11 protein-coding genes are annotated in these 16,526 nt (G+C 71.8%); 3 read left to right on the top strand and 8 right to left on the bottom strand.

The window, feature by feature from the left end:
* Window positions 1-93 precede the first annotated feature (93 nt).
* From ABZ880_RS00055 to ABZ880_RS00045, 3 genes are all read left to right on the top strand, one after another.
* Complete coding sequence (locus ABZ880_RS00055) at window positions 94-726, top strand: DUF6230 family protein (RefSeq protein WP_361254264.1); 633 nt, start codon at window positions 94-96, stop codon at window positions 724-726.
* Window positions 727-908: 182 nt separating this feature from the next.
* On the top strand, window positions 909-1,622 hold the full coding sequence (locus tag ABZ880_RS00050; protein ID WP_361254261.1) for a DUF6230 family protein: 714 nt from the start codon (window positions 909-911) through the stop codon (window positions 1,620-1,622).
* Window positions 1,615-3,642: a DUF6114 domain-containing protein gene (locus ABZ880_RS00045; protein WP_361254258.1), complete on the top strand. Its 2,028-nt coding sequence runs from the start codon at window positions 1,615-1,617 to the stop codon at window positions 3,640-3,642. The genes ABZ880_RS00050 and ABZ880_RS00045 overlap by 8 nt, the downstream gene beginning before the upstream one ends.
* 138 nt (window positions 3,643-3,780) lie before the next feature.
* On the opposite strand, the gene ABZ880_RS00040 is transcribed toward ABZ880_RS00045, so the two are convergent.
* The 8 genes from ABZ880_RS00040 to ABZ880_RS00005 form a co-directional block, all read right to left on the bottom strand.
* Window positions 3,781-4,422, bottom strand: a complete 642-nt coding sequence (locus ABZ880_RS00040; protein WP_361254255.1) for a cutinase family protein — start codon at window positions 4,420-4,422, stop codon at window positions 3,781-3,783.
* A gap of 104 nt (window positions 4,423-4,526) precedes the next feature.
* Window positions 4,527-5,795, bottom strand: coding sequence for a helix-turn-helix domain-containing protein (locus ABZ880_RS00035; protein ID WP_361254252.1), 1,269 nt, complete (start codon window positions 5,793-5,795; stop codon window positions 4,527-4,529).
* A gap of 122 nt (window positions 5,796-5,917) precedes the next feature.
* A complete protein-coding gene (locus tag ABZ880_RS00030) occupies window positions 5,918-6,862 on the bottom strand; it encodes an alpha/beta hydrolase family protein (RefSeq protein WP_361254249.1) in 945 nt (314 codons plus the stop codon).
* A 21-nt stretch (window positions 6,863-6,883) separates the two neighbouring features.
* The gene (locus tag ABZ880_RS00025) at window positions 6,884-10,852 is read right to left on the bottom strand and encodes an acyltransferase domain-containing protein (RefSeq protein ID WP_361254247.1); all 3,969 of its coding nucleotides are present in this window, start codon (window positions 10,850-10,852) and stop codon (window positions 6,884-6,886) included.
* Window positions 10,849-12,588: a fatty acyl-AMP ligase gene (locus tag ABZ880_RS00020; RefSeq protein ID WP_361254244.1), complete on the bottom strand. Its 1,740-nt coding sequence runs from the start codon at window positions 12,586-12,588 to the stop codon at window positions 10,849-10,851. The genes ABZ880_RS00025 and ABZ880_RS00020 overlap by 4 nt, the downstream gene beginning before the upstream one ends.
* Before the next feature lie 64 nt (window positions 12,589-12,652).
* The gene (locus ABZ880_RS00015) at window positions 12,653-14,173 is read right to left on the bottom strand and encodes an acyl-CoA carboxylase subunit beta (protein ID WP_361255801.1); all 1,521 of its coding nucleotides are present in this window, start codon (window positions 14,171-14,173) and stop codon (window positions 12,653-12,655) included.
* Window positions 14,174-14,391: 218 nt separating this feature from the next.
* The gene (locus ABZ880_RS00010; RefSeq protein WP_361254242.1) at window positions 14,392-15,258 is read right to left on the bottom strand and encodes a sugar phosphate isomerase/epimerase; all 867 of its coding nucleotides are present in this window, start codon (window positions 15,256-15,258) and stop codon (window positions 14,392-14,394) included.
* Window positions 15,255-16,271, bottom strand: coding sequence for a Gfo/Idh/MocA family oxidoreductase (locus ABZ880_RS00005; RefSeq protein ID WP_361254239.1), 1,017 nt, complete (start codon window positions 16,269-16,271; stop codon window positions 15,255-15,257). The genes ABZ880_RS00010 and ABZ880_RS00005 overlap by 4 nt, the downstream gene beginning before the upstream one ends.
* Window positions 16,272-16,526 lie beyond the last annotated feature (255 nt).

Here is a 16,526-nt window from a genome sequence, read left to right as displayed (position 1 = left end):
AGGTTGCAATGAGGCTGTGGCCCGACGGTCGCAGCCAGCGGCGTGGGATTGTCCCGCCCCGCCGCTCGGCACCGCCCGAGCCGGGAGGCAGCGATGACGTTCCCTGATCCCGGGGCCCGCCCCGCGGGGCACACCCGGTGGAAGCGGCTCGGCCTGGTGATGGTGCCGACGCTGCTGGTGTCCGCGGTACTCCTGGCGGCCATCGGCACCGGCACCCTCCCTGTTTCGCTCGCGGTGTCCGCACAGTCCATGGTGATTTCCGGACAGAACCTCAAGATCTCCGCCGACCGGCTGCAGGGCACCGGGTTCACCCAGTACGTCGGGATGGACCAGTCGAAGTCCCAGGCGTACCCGGAAGCCATCGCCGGCATCGATTCGGCCGACCTGTACAACCTGTGCCAGTCGATGGTCATCCGCCTGCCCGTCGTCGGCGAGACCACGCTGCGGATCGGCGCCGGCGGGGGCGGCAAGCCCGCGCACGCGGACCATCTCGTCGTCCATACCGACGACCTCGGCGGCGACGCCGTGTTCCGCGACATCACCATCGGACAGGATGCCTCGACCTTCGGAGACGGTTCCGGTGCCCTGGCGGGAATCTTCGGACAGCGGGCCGACACCGTACGCATCGATCACCTGCAGCAGTCGACCCGAGAGGTGACCGCAGCGACCTTCCGGCTCACCGGCCTGCACCTGAGCGTGAAGGCCGGAGCCAAGCCCTGCTATTGAACGGCCCTCCCTCTCCCTTGGGGCCAAGCGGGTGAAATCGTCGGTCCATTGGGGTCCCCGGCTGATCTTCGGAGTCACCAGAGGGTCCCGCCGGAGTTGGCGATGCGTACCGCCCGAGACTCGGGTATCGGGGTTTCTCAGCCCGGTCGTGGGCCGACCCCGATCGTCTGACGGGGAGAGGGATGACGAGCAACGCCGACAGTGCCACCCAGACCACCGTGAGCACACGGCTCACGGGCCACACCCGATGGAGGCGCCTGGCCGTGGCCATGGTGCCCACCCTGCTGGCGTCCGCAGCGCTGTGCACGGCGATGGCGCGTGGCGCCCTGGCCGCGTCCTTCGGAGTGTCACCCAACTCGTTCACGGTTTCCGGCGAGAGTTTCCAGATCGGAGCCAGCACGCTCGAAGGGCGCGGGTTCGTCCAGTTCGGTGTGCTGGACCGCGGCGCTCACGCCTCGTACCCGGAAGCGCTGTCGGGGATCCGGTCCGCGGACCTGTACGACCTGTGCCAGTCCGTCGTACAGGACGTGCCCGTCCTCGGGCCCGTCACCCTGCGGCTGACCTCGGGCAGCGGCGGGGAACCCGCGCACGCCGACCGGCTCGTCGCGGACAGTCACGACCTACAGGGTGACGCGGTCTTCCACAACATCAACATCGGCCAGGATGCCGCCACCGTGCAGGGTGTGCCCGGTGTGCACGGCGAACCCGGTGGCTTCGGCGAGCAGGCCGACACCGTACACATCGATGATCTGCGACAGCAGACGCGTTCGGTCAGTGCGGCGACGTTCCGGCTGCCGGGACTCCACCTGAGCGTGCAGGTCGGCGACCACTCATGTTTTCTGACGCCGGGTCACGAAGACCACCACCACCACACTGGGGGAGATCGACGTGAGTAGTGCGCGGCTGCGCGCGGGACGTCAGCGGAAGGCGGATTCCGACGGGCGGCTGCTCGGATGGTGGAACGCCTTCCACGACTGGCGGCGCAGCCGCCCGTTCTGGGCCGGGGTGTGGACGCTGCTGGCCGGGGTCGAGATCCTCTCCATCCCGTTCGCGCCGTTGCCGATCATGATGCATGAAGGCATCGCCGGCGTGGCGGGGTCACTCATGGGGATCTTCATGGCGGTCCTCGCGCTCAGCATGTGGCTGGCGCCCGGGCACCGGGTGTTCGCGGGCATCGCGACACTGGTGTTCGCCGTCGCCTCACTCGTGCTCTCCAATTTCGGCGGCTTCCTGATCGGTTTTCTGCTGGGCATCACCGGCGGCGCGATGGCGGTGAGCTGGGTGCCGTATGCGCGGCCGGAACGGCCACGGATCCGGCCGGACTGGGGTCGTGGCAGCGGCTCGGACGGCCCCGGATCCGGCGGCCCGCAGGGGCCCAGTCCGGGCGGCCCTGGCGGTTCGGACGGTTCCGGTGGGACCGGTGGTGACCCTGATGATTCGGGCGGTCTCGGTTGGCCCGGTGGCCCCGGCGGCTTCCGTGCACCGGGCAGCGGGGAAAGCGGCTCCGGAGGTCATACGGGCGGCGGCCGACAAGCCGGCAGCAGCCCGCGCATGAACCGTCTGAGCTTGCGCACAAACCGTATGCGGGCGCTCGGTGTGCTTCCGATCGGGGCTCTGCTGACCGGCGGGCTGCAACCAGCACCGGTGCACCTCCCCCGGATGGTGCCGAGGCTCGACGATCCGCCCAGTGTGCTCGCGGGCACTGCCGCCGCCGAATCCCCACCGAGCCTGACCGTCTGCTCCCTGCTCGACGGACTGCTGGCCGGGGCAGTACCCGGCGCGCGCGGCACCGGAAGCCGCATCCCGGTGGACGGCCCGCCGCGCCCGCACACGTCCCTCGGCCCCCGTCTGCCGAACCCGCGGACCGAGGCACACGACAAACACGGGCCCAGTCGCGGACCCGACTCCGTCGCGCCTGCGCCCGCTCCCACCCATTCATCCGGAGCGGGCCTTCTCGGCTCGGTCGCCGACCTGCTCGGCCTGCACGATTCACACGACGACCACGACAGCGGCCCGGCCGCCCAGCACGATCGTGCGACGCCGCGCCCGACCCGCCCCGCCGGCCCGTCGCAGCGCAGTAGGCCCGAGCACACCGCCGGACCGGGTACGTCGGACAAGCAGCCGAGCCGGTCCCGCGTCGCCGCCGACAACACCGCCTCGCCATCCGTCCTGCGCTTGAACATCCCGCCGCTGCCTGCCGACGGACGGATGGACGGGCCGTTGTCGCTGCTGCCCCTGCACATCGAACTGGGCGCCCACTCCGGCCGGGACGAGCATTCGCAATGGTGCCTTCCGCAGCCCTTGATCTCTCTCCGCCTCGGTGTCGATGCCGCCGCGTACGGCGTACGCACCGCCGCTCAGCCGTTCCGGGTCCTCAGCCCACTGATGGTGCTCACCGGCCTGACCTATCACGGCATCACCGAGGTGCCAACGGCGTTGGGTTCCGAGGAGGTCCTGGTCTTCACCGCGTCCCGGGTCGACATTGCGAGCCTGCGCGAGACCGCACCGCTTCTTGCGCCCCAGTGCGGCCGCAACCAGCCACCGCCGCCCGAGCCGCCCTTCCAAGGCCTGCCCGGCCTCCGGCTGCCCCTGCTCGACATGGGCATCCCCGGGATCGGCCGCGTGGACCCGTCCGCTCCCGGCCCCTGGTATCCCTGCCAGGGCACGCTGGAGACGGACGGTACCGCCGGCACGACGGTTGCCACCGGTCAGCCCGTGGTCCTGCTGACCAAGATCCTCAGCGGGAACCTCCTCGGCCTGCTCCCCGTCACGTTCACCCCGAGCATGCCGCCGCCGCTTCCACCGGGGCTCACCCTTCCCATCCCGATCTTCTTCACGAACGTCACCGCGTACAACCAGTACCTCAGCGCTGACGAATTGGACGTCCCCGGTCTCCACCAGACGGCGTCCCGCTGACTCCGTTGAACCACGCAATAGATGGCCCGAACCTGTCGGCCCGCAGCAGGCCGAGATCAGGTCGAAGCAGCCGTGGCCGCACAGCCGTCGGGCCCGGGAGGAGCTCCTCCCGGGCCCGATGCCTGTTGCCTGCCGCGCTCAGATCTTGCCCGCGGCGAAGGCGGCCGCCGCGTCGGCGTTCGCGGTGTAGCCGAGGTGTGCGAGGACGTCGCCGCCGCCGTTCTCGCAGATGGGATCGCCCTTGGCGCAGAAGTCGATGGTGCGGCTCTGGTAGGTGCCGGTGACGCTCTTGCCGAGGGCCCGGATCGGGTTGCCGAACAGCAGCACCGCGGCGACCCGCGGTTCGAGCGCGGCGGGAATGGTCGCCACGATGGGGCTGCCGACCACCGCGCCGTCGCTGCTGATTCCGATGGAGTTGTCGACGACGTTCGCGCCCTGCGAATAGCCGACGAGAATGAAACGCTGATTCGGGCAGGCCGCGGCCTGGCTGTTGACGTGGTTCACCAGGTCCGCGTTTCCTTGCGCGGCGGAGGTGAGGGAAAGGTCCGCGGGGTAGTTCACCTTGTAGCTGGTGAGGTTCTTTCCCGTCAGTTTCTTCTGCAGGGCGGAATACACCGGGTCGCCGACGATCGCGCCGAGCGTGCCCGGCTCGAAGGTACCGCGGGCCGCGACGACGTCGATGTCCGAGCAGGCGGCGGCCGATGCGGTCGATGTCGAGACGGTGGCCAGTCCGGCCCCGCCGGCCAGGGAGAGCGCTGCGAGGCACAAGCGAATACGCATGGGGATCCTTTGAGGGTCGGGCGCGTTGAGCGCGCCTGCGGAAAGGACGTCCCGAACGTATTCGCTTTGTCTGACAGGGTGTTATGTATGGGAATTCAGAAGTTCTACGATTTCTTGAGCTGAGGTGAGCCGGGGGGAATTCCTTGCGTGGAAGGCGTTTCCTGGTCCGCCCGCAGTTCCTCGGCACGTAAGGCCAGAATGAGGTCCAGACGGGTGCCGGGGCCGTGCAGGGCGTCGCCGAAGAGCTTCTCCAGCTGGCGCAGGCGGTAGCGGACCGTCTGCGGGTGGATGTGCAGGCGGGCGGCGACATCGGGCACGTTGCTGCCGCTCAGCAGCCAGGCGAGCAACGTCTCGGCGAGCCGGGCCCGTTGCCCCTCGGAGGCCGTCTCCAGCGGGGCCAGGGCACGCGTCTCCAACTGGGCCAGCAGCGGCTCGTCCCCGTGCAGCAGCAGCGTCGACAGATGGTCGGCGCAGCGCACCACGCCCTGCCGGGGCAGGATCCCGCGACCCATCAGCCCCAGCGCCCGGGCGGCCCACCGCAGCGACTGGGCGGCCTCGGTCAGCGGCACCGTCGGTCCGATCGCCGCCGGACGGCCGCGCAGCGCGAGGGTGAACGCCCGCCCGCCGAAGCGGCCCGAGTCCGGATCGGGCACCAGCATCCGCGGCGGCCGGGACTCCATGTCCACCAGCGCCCCGGCGGCCGCCAGTGGCCGCTCCTCCTCGCGCTGGTCCGGGCAGGCCGCGAGGGCGACGACCGCGACCTGCCGCGGCACCGACCACCGGGCACCGTGCGCCAGATCCTGCACCGCCTCCAACGACACCGGCCCCTCGCCCAGCAGCAGTTCGAGCAGCCGTCTGCGCCGCCGCTCGAGCTCGTCCGTGCTGCGCAGCCGGCCCTCCGCGTAACCGGCCGCGGCCGCCTCGGCCACCTCGTGGACGGTCCGGAACGCCAGCTCGCCCAGCGCGGCCACCACCGCCGAGTCCAGCCCCAGCTCCTCCGCGGTACGGCCCATCAGCCGCCAGGCGTGCATTCCGCCGATCCGCAGCGCGGACTGCAACGCGTCCAGGCTGCGATCCTCCAGGGCCACGCCGCGCCCGAGTTCGTAGTACGTCGACGCGATCGCGTCGCTCCGGCGGCGCGGGTCGGCGATGTGGTCGACGAACAGGGTCAGCGCCTGCACCACCCCGGCCCGCAGGTTCCTGGCGTACATCCCGTCCGCGGGGCCCGCGTACTCGGGCACCTGTCGGCGGACCTCGTCCTCGACCTCGTCGGCCACCGCCTCGAGTTGGGCACGGAGCAACTCGGCGAGGCCGGGCGGCACCGAGGGGGATGCCGGACCGGCCGGCCCGCCGTGCGGGGTGGGGACGGCCATCGCGGACCCTCCTTTCAACCGGAGCAGGCTCACCCGCGGGCTGGGTCCCGTGGGTCGAGGGGCAAGTCCTGTGTTGGACGGACGTCCCCTGCGCTCCGTTCCGTGCCCCGACGGCACCGACATCACTCCGGCAGTCCCAGTGCACCGGCGAGCATCGGCCAGGACGCGGCGAACTCCGGCTTCCAATACGCCCAGCTGTGTCCTCCTCCTGAGTAGAAGTGGGTGGTGACCGCGATGCCCAGCCGGTTGAGCGTGCTGGTGAAGCTGTGCGCGGAAGGCCACAGCGCACTCTCCAGCGCCTCGGGCAGCCAGTCACCGGTCCCACCGACCACGCCGCTGCCGCCGGAGACGTACAGCGGAGTGCCGCGCAGCCCCTCGGCGCGGGCCCGCGGATTGAAGTCGCGCCAGGTCAGCACGTTCAGCACCGGGTTGCCCCACAGCGACAAGGGCGACAGGTTCTCGCGGGCCACGATGGCGTCGACGAGGGTGGGCACGCCGAGGGCGGTGGTGTCGAGGATGCCGCTGTAGGACGCCGCGGCTCTGAACGCGCCGGGATGGCGGGCCGCGTGCGCCATCGCGCCGTATCCGCCGGTGGAGACGCCGGCGACCGCCCGCACGCCCGAGGCCCGGTAGTCGCGCGCAAGCATCGCCGGTACCTCGGTGAGCTGGAAGGTCTCGTAGTCGGGGCCGCTCAGCCAGGCGGAAGGAATGCCGGTCGGACCCCCGTCCGGCATCGCCACGATCAGATCCCGACCCTCGGTGAAAGCCTCGATGTCGGTCTCCCGGGTCCACGAGGTGTAGTCGTCATGGGCGCCGTGCAGCAGATACAGCACGGGGTAGGTCCGCCCGGTCTGCGAGTCGAAGCCGGACGGCAGGATCAGCCGCACCGGGGCGCTGCGGCCCAGCGCGGCGGAGCCCACGGACACGTCGAAGGTGCGCGCCCCGACCTGCGTCGCGGCCCGCGCGGTACCGGCAGCCGCCCCGAGCAGGGCGGCCAGACCGGCGGCAGCCGCGGCCTTGGTGACGGTGCGTCGGGAGATTGCGGTGGTGCGGTGACGGTGGGGCATGGCGGCTCCTCGATATCCGGTTCAGCGGGACTGAGCGGCGAGCTCCCGCCGCAGATGGGCGGCGATCTCCTCGACGTGCGGCGGGTCGAGGAGCGACAGATGGTGACCGCCGACCCGCACGACCGACAGCCGCGGGCACACCTCGTCCCAGCCGAGGGCCTCGTCGTCCCGCTCGTACGCCGGGTCGCGCACGGTGTGCGGAGCGGCCTCCGTGGCCCGGTACAGCACCACGGGCCCGTCGTAACGGCCCGGCCGATGCGCCTCGCCGATCCTCAAGTCCAGGTAGGAGGACCGCTGATGCTCCAGCACGGCGGCGGGCACGTCGGCGGCTTCACGCAGGGCCCGCAGCACGGCGTCGATGCGCGCGCCATCGTCGTCCATCGCCACCAGTTCGTCGTACGGCAACTCCAGCCGGACCCCGTAGGTGTCGGCGACGTGCCGCGCAAACCCCGTGAAGTGCGCGCGGATCCGGTCCTCCGGCGACTGTCCGGGCCTGGGCAGGGGCCGTACGGAGTCGATGAGCGCGACCAGCTCCACCTCCCGCCCGGCGGCGGTGAGTTGGCGCGCTGTCTCCTGGGCGACGAAGCCGCCGAAGGACCAACCGCCCAGCAGGCAGGGCCCGTTGGGGCGGGTCGCGATGATGGCCTCGGCATAGCGGCGCGCCTTCTCGGTCACCGTGCCCGCCTCCTCGATCCGTTCCAGCCCGAACACCGGCCGGTCCTCCCCGAGCCGGTCCGCCAGCGCCCGGTAGACGTCGGTCGTTCCACCGGCGGCGTGCACGAGGAAGAGCGGCGGACGGGAGCCGGTGGCGCGCAAGGTGCGCAGAGGTGAGCCGCCGTCGGCCGGGAGCGCTTGCCCGATGCGCTCGGCGAGTTGCTCGACCGTGGGGGTGCCGAGCAGCTCGCGCAGATGCAGTTCGATGCCGAACTCGCGCTCCAGGGCGGTGCGGATGCGCACCGCCATCAAGGAGTCCAGGCCGAGGTCGGCCAGCACGGTGACGGGGGTGATGCGGGTCGGCGCGTGACCGGTGACGGCGGCGATGTGGTGGCACAGGCGTGCGGCGACGGAAGTATCGGACGGCACGGCGACCTGTTCCGCCGGTGCAGCTGTGGTCGCCGTACGCCCGTCCGTCCACCAGTGCCGCACGTGCCGCCAGCGCGGTGCGGGCAGGTCGATGACGCGACCGGACGGCACCGGCAGCCGTAGCCCCGCGGCATACAGGGCACCCAACTCGCCGAGGAACGAGACCAAGTCGTCGCCGTCGCGGTGCAGCGTACCCACGACGAGGGCACCCGGAGCGGTGTCGGCGACGGCCCGCAGCAGCACCGGGTGGGGCGAGATCTCGACGAACGCGGTGTGGCCGTCGGCCGCGGCGGCCGAGAGCGCCCGTTCCAGGTGCACGGGTCGCCGCAGGTTCGCCGCCCAGTGGGCGGCGTCGAAGGCGGAGTCGCCGCGGGGGTCGTCCAGGACGGTGGAGTAGACGGGGATGCGCGGCCGTCTGCCCTCGACGTCGGCCAAGGCTTCGGTCAACTCCTCCAACAGCGGGTCGACTTGTGGTGAGTGCCCGGCGCCGACGACCCGCATCACGCGGACCGCCCGCCCTTCCTCCTCCAGCCGCCGCACCAGCCGGGACACCGCCGGCTCTTCGCCGGTGACCACCTTCTGGCCGGGGGAGGAGTGGACGGCGACATGGACACCCGGGAACTCACTTTGCAGGATGGCGAGTTCGGTGTCGTGGACGTCGACGACCGCCATGGCGCCGCCCCGCAGCCGAGCAAGCAGCCTGGCCCGTACGGCGATCACCCGCGCCGCGTCCGGTACGTCCAGGGCGCCCGCGCACACGGCGGCGGCGACCTCGCCCATCGAGTGGCCGATCACGGCGGCCGGTTCGACGCCGTAGGAGCGCCACAGCTCGGCGAGCGCGACCTGCACGCCGAACAGGACGGGCTGGGCCACCTCCAGGCGGTCGAGGTCGTCTCCGGAGGCCAGATGGTCGTAGAGGGACAGGCCGCACTCCGGGGCGAGTTGGGCGTCGAGCTTCTCGACGGCGGAGGCGAAGGCGGGCTCCTCGGCCAGCAGGCGGCGGCCCATGCCGGTCCACTGGCTGCCGTATCCGGAGAAGACCCACACCGGGCCGCGCCCGACGCGGTCACGCTCGCCGGTCAGGACTCGCGCATGCGGGTGGGCCTGCGCCAACGCACCCAGGGCGTCGGTGAGTTCGGTACGGTCGCGGGCCGCGACGGCGGCCCGCACGGGTCCGCGTCCGGTGCGGCCGGCGAGCGTGCGGGTCACGTCGGCGGGGCGCGCGGTGCCGCCCTGGGGCGTGCGCAGCCAGTCGGCGAGCCGGGCCGCGGTGTCCCGCAGGCGTTCGCCGTCGACGTCGGAGAGCAGATGCAGGCGGGCAGCCGGTTCCTCGGCGGGCGGCTGAGACAGGACGGTGGGCCGCCATTCCTCCAGTACCGCATGGGCGTTGGTGCCGCCGAAGCCGAATCCGGAGACCCCCGCGGTGGCCGTGCCGCCGTAACGCGGCCACGGCTCGGGCTCGGTCACCACCCGCAGCCGCACGTCGTCCAGGGCGCTGCCCTCCGCGCAGTGCAAGGACGGCGGAACCACGTCGTGGTGCAGCGCCAGCACGGTCTTCACCAGCCCGGCGATGCCCGCGGCCGACTCCAGATGTCCCAGGTTGCCCTTGACCGAGCCCAGCAGCAGCGGCTGGTCGGGATCCCGGCCCGCGCCGAGAACCGAGCCGAGCGCGCCCGCCTCGATCGGGTCGCCGAGCGGGGTGCCGGTGCCGTGCGCCTCGACATGGTCGATGCCCGCCGGATCGAGTCCGGCCCGTGCGTACGCGGTCGCCAACAGAGCTTGCTGGCTTGCGGGGTTGGGTGCCAGGAGGCCGTTGGAGCGGCCGTCGGAGTTGACGGCCGTGGCGCGGACGACGGCCAGGATCCGGTCGCCGTCGCGTTCGGCGTCGGACAACCGCTTCAGCAGCGCCACCGCGCAGCCCTCGCCGCGGCCGATGCCGTCGGCCCCTGCCGAGAACGGCTTGCACCGCCCGTCCGGCGCGAGCGCCCCGGCCCGCCCGAACGCGACGCCGATCGTGGGGGAGAGCAGCAGGTTGACCCCGGCGGCGATCGCCAGGTCGCTCTCACCCGTGCGCAGGCTCACGCACGCGTGATGGACCGCCACCAGAGAGGAGGAACACGCGGTGTCGACGGCCATGCTCGGCCCGCGGGTGTCCAGCACGTACGCCACCCGGCCCGCGGCGACACTCAGCGCCGCACCGGCCGGGGCCCAGGGATCGACAACACCCGTGTCAGCGCCGGTGAGTTGACCGTACTCGGGGGCCGAGACACCGACGAAGACGCCGGTGCTGCTGCCGGCGAGCGACGCGGCCGGGACGGCGGCATGGTCGAGCGCCTCGCGGACGACCTCCAGGAGGATCCGCTGCTGCGGGTCCATCACCGCGGCCTCGCGCGGGGTGATCCGGAAGAACTCCGCGTCGAATCCCGCGATGTCGTCGAGATAGCCGCCGTACGAAGGTGCATCGGCGGGCGGAAACGCGGTGAAGTCCCGCCACCGGTCCTCGGGCACGCGGCGAATCGCGTCGACGCCCTCGCTCAGCAGCCGCCAATAGTCGCCCGGCCCATGCACACCCCCGGGCAGGCGGCAGCCGACCCCGATGACGGCGACGGGCTCACCGAAGTCCGCCGTGACAGAGGCCGGGAGCGTGGTCGACGCGGGCTCCGCCGAGCCCCGGCACAGACGCGCCACCAGCGCATCGCCGGTCGGCGCCTCCCACAGCAGCGTCGCCGGCAGCTCACGCCCCGTCAGGGTGGACAGCTCACCGGCCAGAATCACCGCGTCCCGCGAGGACATCCCCAGGTCGGCCAACGGCCGGTCCATCGGGACCGCCTCGGCCGCCGACCCGCTCCACGCGGCAACCCGCTCCACGATCAGCCGACGCACCCCGCCCTCGTCGACCGTTCTCACCGCGCACACTCCGCCGCGAACGCACCCGCCAGATACCGCTCCCGGGCCAGCGCCCGCGACACCTTGCCGCTGGACGTCCGGGGCACCGTGCCCGGCGCAACGAGCACCACCTCGGCCAGCCGCAGCCCGTGCCGGCCGGAAACGGCGGCACGCACGGCCCGTACGACGGCCGGCACGTCGATCTCGGCGAGGCTCATGGCCCGCACATGCTCGGCCACGACGACCACCCGCTCACCCACGCCGCCCGGCACGCCGAAGGCGGCCAGGCGGTCGCGGCGCACCGCCGGATGGGCGTCGTGGGCCGTGGCCTCCACGTCCTGCGGATAGTGGTTGCGTCCGTCGACGACGATGAGGTCCTTGAGCCGACCGGTGACGATCAACTGCCCGTCCAGCACCGTCCCCAGATCGCCGGTGCGCAGCCAGCCGCCCGGCCCGGCGTCCGACTCGGCGCCGAAGACGAGCCGCGTCTGCCGCTCCCGACTCCAGTAGCCGCGGCCGACGTTGGGCCCCTGCACCCAGATCTCCCCGACCTCGCCCTCCGACAGGCCGGCCCCGGACAGCGGATCGACGATACGCACCCGCTGACCCGCCGGGGTGCCGCAGCCCGCCAGCAGTACGGCCCGGGGATCGTCCGCCCGCGCGGCCAGGGCCTTCCCGGCGGCGAGGGCGTCGCGGTCGAGCGCGAACCGGCGCAGCGGCTGCCCCGGCCGGGCCGCGCTGACGAAGACCGTGGCCTCGGCCAGCCCGTACGACGGACAGTGCGCCTCCGGCGACAACCCCTGCGCGGCGAACGCGGCGTGGAAGCGGTCGACCGTGCCGGGACGGACCGGCTCACTGCCGTTGATCAGCGCGGCGACCTGGTCCAGCCGCAGATCCGCCTTCTGCGCGTCGGTGACGGCCGAAGTGCAGTAGTCGTACGCGAAGTTGGGCGCGGCCGTCAGCGCGCGCGGATGCGCTGCGAGCAACCGCAGCCAGCGCACGGGCTCGTGCAGGAACGCGACCGGATCCATCAGCACCGACAGCAGCCCGCGCACCACCGGGGCTGCGACACTCAGCACGAGCCCCATGTCGTGGTACAGCGGCAGCCAGCCCACACAGGTCACTGGGTGGGCGTCGGCACCGTAGGCGGTCAGTGCCTGACGGGCGTTGGCGACGACGTTTCCGTGGGTGATCTCCACGCCTGCCGGGGTGCGGGTCGAGCCGGAGGTGTACTGCAGATAGGCGATCGCCGCCGGGTCCGGGGCGACGGGCTGCCACTCCCCGGCGGCGGCGTCGGGCACCTGGTCAGCGGCGACGATCCCCACCGAGGTGTCGCCACAGAAGTCCCGCACCTCTTCCAGGGCTCGGCTCGCGGTCACCACGACCGCCGGGCGCGCGTCGGCGAACACGGCCGAGAGCCGGTCACCGTGCCCGGGCAGACCGGGCGGGTACAGCGGTACGGCGACCAGGCCCGCCGCCAGGGTCGCCAGGAACGCGGTGACGTACTCCGTGCCCTGCGGACACAGCAGCGCCACCCGCGACCCGGGCTCGGCCGCCTCTGCGAGTCGCGCGGCCAGCGCCCGCACCCGCAGGTCCAGGCGTCTCCAGGTGAGCGTGCGGTGGACGCCGCGCGAGCCCGGCGCCGGATGGTCGACGAAGGTGAACGCCCGGCGTTCGGGGGTGACTTGGGCCCAGTGGCGTACATACTCCGGCAGGCTGGGGTGGACGGGCGCGAGCGGGGGGCGGCGGCTCTCCATCGGGCATGGCTCCTCACGTCACGTAATCGGCTTGCGGGGCGCAGCAGTTGGAGCAGTCGGCAGGTCAGAGGGGGATGTTGCCGTGCCGGCGCTCCGGCATCGGGGCGCGCTTGCCGCGCAGCGCCCGCAGGGCACGGCAGACCTGGGCACGGGTGTCGCGCGGGGCGATGACGTCGTCGACGTAGCCGCGCTCGGCGGCGAGATAGGGCGTGCCGTGGGTGCGCTCGTACGCGGCGACCAGGCCGGCCCGCAGCGCCTCGGGGTCGGAGGCGGCCGCGAGCTCGCGCCGGTGCAGCACCCCCACCGCGCCCTCGGCGCCCATCACGGCGATACGGGCGGTCGGCCAGGCGAGGTTGATGTCCGCGCCCAGATGCTTGGACCCCATCACCGCGTACCCGCCGCCGTACGCCTTGCGGACGACCACGGTGACCTTCGGGACGGTGGCTTCGGCGTAGGCGTAGAGCAATTTGGCGCCGCGCCGGATGATCCCGGCCTGCTCCTGGCGGACCCCGGACAGATAGCCCGGCACGTCGGCGAACGTGAGCAGCGGGATGCCGAACGCGTCGCAGAACCGCACGAACCGCGCCGCCTTCTCGGAGGCGTCGATGTCGAGGACCCCGGCGAAGTGCAGCGGCTGGTTGGCGACGACACCGACCGACCGGCCCTCGACCCGGGCCAGCGCACAGATGATGTTCGGCGCGAACAACTCCTGCACTTCGAGGAGTTCACCGTCGTCGACGACCGCGCGCAGAATGTCCCGCATGTCGTAGGCCTGCCCGAGCCGGTCAGGGACGACCTCGTCCAGCCACGCACCGCCGGGCACGTCCGCCGGTGCGTACTCCGGCGGCCGCTCCAGATTGTTCGCGGGCAGATACGACAGCAGATCTCGTACGGTGTCGAAGGCGTCCTGCTCGTCGGCGGCGAGGAAATGCGCGTTGCCGTTGACGGTGTTGCTGGTGCGGGCGCCGCCCAGGTCCTCGGCGCTGGTGCGCTCGCCGGTCACCGCCTCGATGACGTCGGGCCCGGTGACGAACATGTGCGAGGCGCCGTCCACCATCACGGTGAAGTCGGTGATGGCGGGGGAGTAGGCGGCCCCGCCGGCACACGGGCCGAGGACGACCGAGATCTGTGGGATCACGCCGGATGCCTTGACGTTGCGGCGGACCAGCTCGGCGTAGAGGGCGAGCGAGGCGACGCCCTCCTGGATGCGGGCGCCGCCCCCGTCGTTGAGCCCGATGACCGGACGGCCGGTTTTGAGGGCGAGGTCCATCAGCGCGACGGTCTTCTCCCCGAAGGCCTCGCCCATACTCCCGCCGAAGACCGTCGAGTCCTGCGCGAACACGCAGACATCACGGCCGTCGACCGTGCCGTGCCCGGTCACCACCCCGTCGCCGTACGGGCGTTGGGCACCGTCCCCGGCGGGTCGGGCCCGCACGAACACTCCCGTCTCGGTGAAGGAGCCCGCGTCCAGCAGCCGTTCGATCCGCTCCCGGGCCCCGAACTCCCCACGCCTCCTCGGTCCACCCGCCACGGCCTGCGCCCGACGGCCCTCCAGCTCGGCGATGCGCCCGGCAGTGCGGTCGATGGAGCGGTCGGGAGCGCGTGTCGCCGTCTCCCCGCCACGGGATGTTGTCGCCTCTCGCGTCACAGCCACCTCCGAAGTGGCTTTCGAATATGGCAGCGACGCAGAGGCGAAATGGGGGAATCACTGTTCTATTTGCGGGAGATGAGTCCCCCGGGCCCGCTGTTAGTCCGGCCGTGACAACGGCTCGGTGAAACCGGGCAACAGCGCGGCAGGAACAGCTACGCGGCGAGTTCCTTGGTGATGCGGTCGAGCATGAAGGCGGAGGATTCGCGGGCGCGTTCCTCCCAGGCGAAGACGCAGGCGGTGGCGACGCCGTCGAAGTTCAGCTCGCGCAGGGTGGTGAAGAAGGTGTCCCAGTCGACCTCGCCCTGGCCGATGTCGAGGTGCTGGTGGATGCGGGCGGGGGTGCCGGGCGGGTTGAGGATGTAGCGCAGGCCGGAGGAGCCCTTGTGGTTGAAGGAGTCGGCGATGTGCACGTGCTGGAGTTTGTCGCCGGCGTAGCGCAGCATCGCGGCGATGTCCGCGGTCGGGTCGGCGCCGGAGAGGTGGAAGGAGTGGGGTGCGCAGTAGAGGTAGTTGACCCAGGGCTGGTTGATGGCGCGGACCAGGTCGACGGCGGGGGTGTTCTCCTCGCAGAAGTCGTCGGGGTGGGCCTCCAGGTTGAGGGCGATGCCCTCCCGCTCGAAGAGCGGCAGGAGTTCCTCCAGGGAGCGCCAGAAGGCGGCCTCGCTCTCCGCGGCGCGTTCCGGGCGGCCGTTGAACTCGGAGTTCATCAGGGGGCAGGCGAGGTCCGCGGTGATCTCGATCATGCGTTTCCAGTAGCGGACGGCGGCCTGGCGTTCGCTCTCGTCGGGGGAGGACCACTTGTACAGCGGCAGCACGGAGGAGAGCTGGACGCGGTGGGTGCGCAGGGCGTTCTTGAGCTGGCTGATGCGTTCGTCGTCCGCGCGGGGGTGGAGGAAGAACGGCATGAAGTCCTCGCGCGGTGACAACTCGATGTAGTCGTAGCCGAGTTCGGCGACGGTGCGGACCATGTCGTCGATGGGCAGGGCGCGGAACATGTACGGATCGAGGGCGATCTTCACGCGGCACCTCCGTAGAACGCGGGGCGGGGCTTCATGTCCGTGCTGACGATGCGGCCCGAGTTGAGGGCCTCGACGGTGGCTCTGGTGATGACGGTCGCGGCGTAGCCGTCCCAGGCGGAAGGGCCGACGGGCTCGTTGCCCGCCGCGAGGTTCGCGATCCACTCGCGGAACTCGGTGTCGAAGGCGTCCACGAAACGGCCCACCCAGTCGGTGAGCACGGTGGTGCTGTGCCGGCCCGCCGTGCGCACGTCGACCGAGGACGGATCGGGCAGCCGCACCAGACCCTCCTCGCCGACGGTCTCGCACTGGATGTCGTAGCCGTATTGGCAGTTGACGAACACCTCGAGGTCGATCCGGACGCCCTTCGCGGTCTCGAAGAGCATGATCTGCGGGTCCTTGAGGTGCTCGAACCGCTTGCTCGTGGCGCGGGGCGTGACGACCTGGGTCGAGACGATCTCGTCGTCGAGCAGCCAGCGCAGCACGTCGACCTCGTGCACCGCCGTGTCGAGAGCGGCCATCTCCGAGGTGTAGGACTCCGGGACGGTGGGGTTGCGGTGGGCGCAGTGCACCACCAGCGGCTCGCCGATCCGGCCGGAGGCGATGACCTCCTTCATCTGCCGGTAACCCGCGTCGTAACGGCGCATGAAGCCGACCTGGACCAGCCGGCGGCCGTGCGCCCGCTCGGCCTCGACGATCTTCAGACAGTCCTCGGCCGTGGTGGCCAGGGGCTTCTCGCAGAACACCGGCTTGCCGGCCGCGATCGCGTTCAGCACGTGCTCGGCGTGCGTCGGCCCCCACGAGGTGACCAGCACGGCGTCGACCTCGTCCGCCGCGATCAGCTCCGCGCCGCTCGCGTACACCCGGGCGCCGACCCGGGCCGCCGCCTCCTCGGCGCGCGCGTCGTCGATGTCGGTCACGGCGGTCACGGTGGCGCCGGTGACGACCTCGGTGAGGCGTCGTATGTGTTCCTGGCCGATCCATCCGGCGCCGATGACACCTACACGTACGGTCATGCTCGAGTCCTTGGGGAGAGGAGGGAGGGCGGCTTTCGAGGAGCTGGTGAAGCGCTCTACTAGCGCGCTCTAGCTCAAGTACGATGACTCCAGTCCAAATGTCATGTCAATAGCCTGTCGCCAGGAGATTCCGAGATCGCCGACAGGCTCCGGCACGACCGGCGTCGGAGGGTGGGTGCACTGGTGGATGCGGCGGGCAGGCAGCGGCCGACGATGGCGGATGTGGCCGCGCGGGCGGGTGTCTCGCGGGCGCTG

It is taken from the genome of Streptomyces sp. NPDC047043, assembly GCF_040644055.1.
In the GTDB taxonomy this organism is placed as follows: Bacteria; Actinomycetota; Actinomycetes; order Streptomycetales; family Streptomycetaceae; genus Streptomyces.
This window is presented reverse-complemented; position numbering and strand designations above follow the sequence as displayed.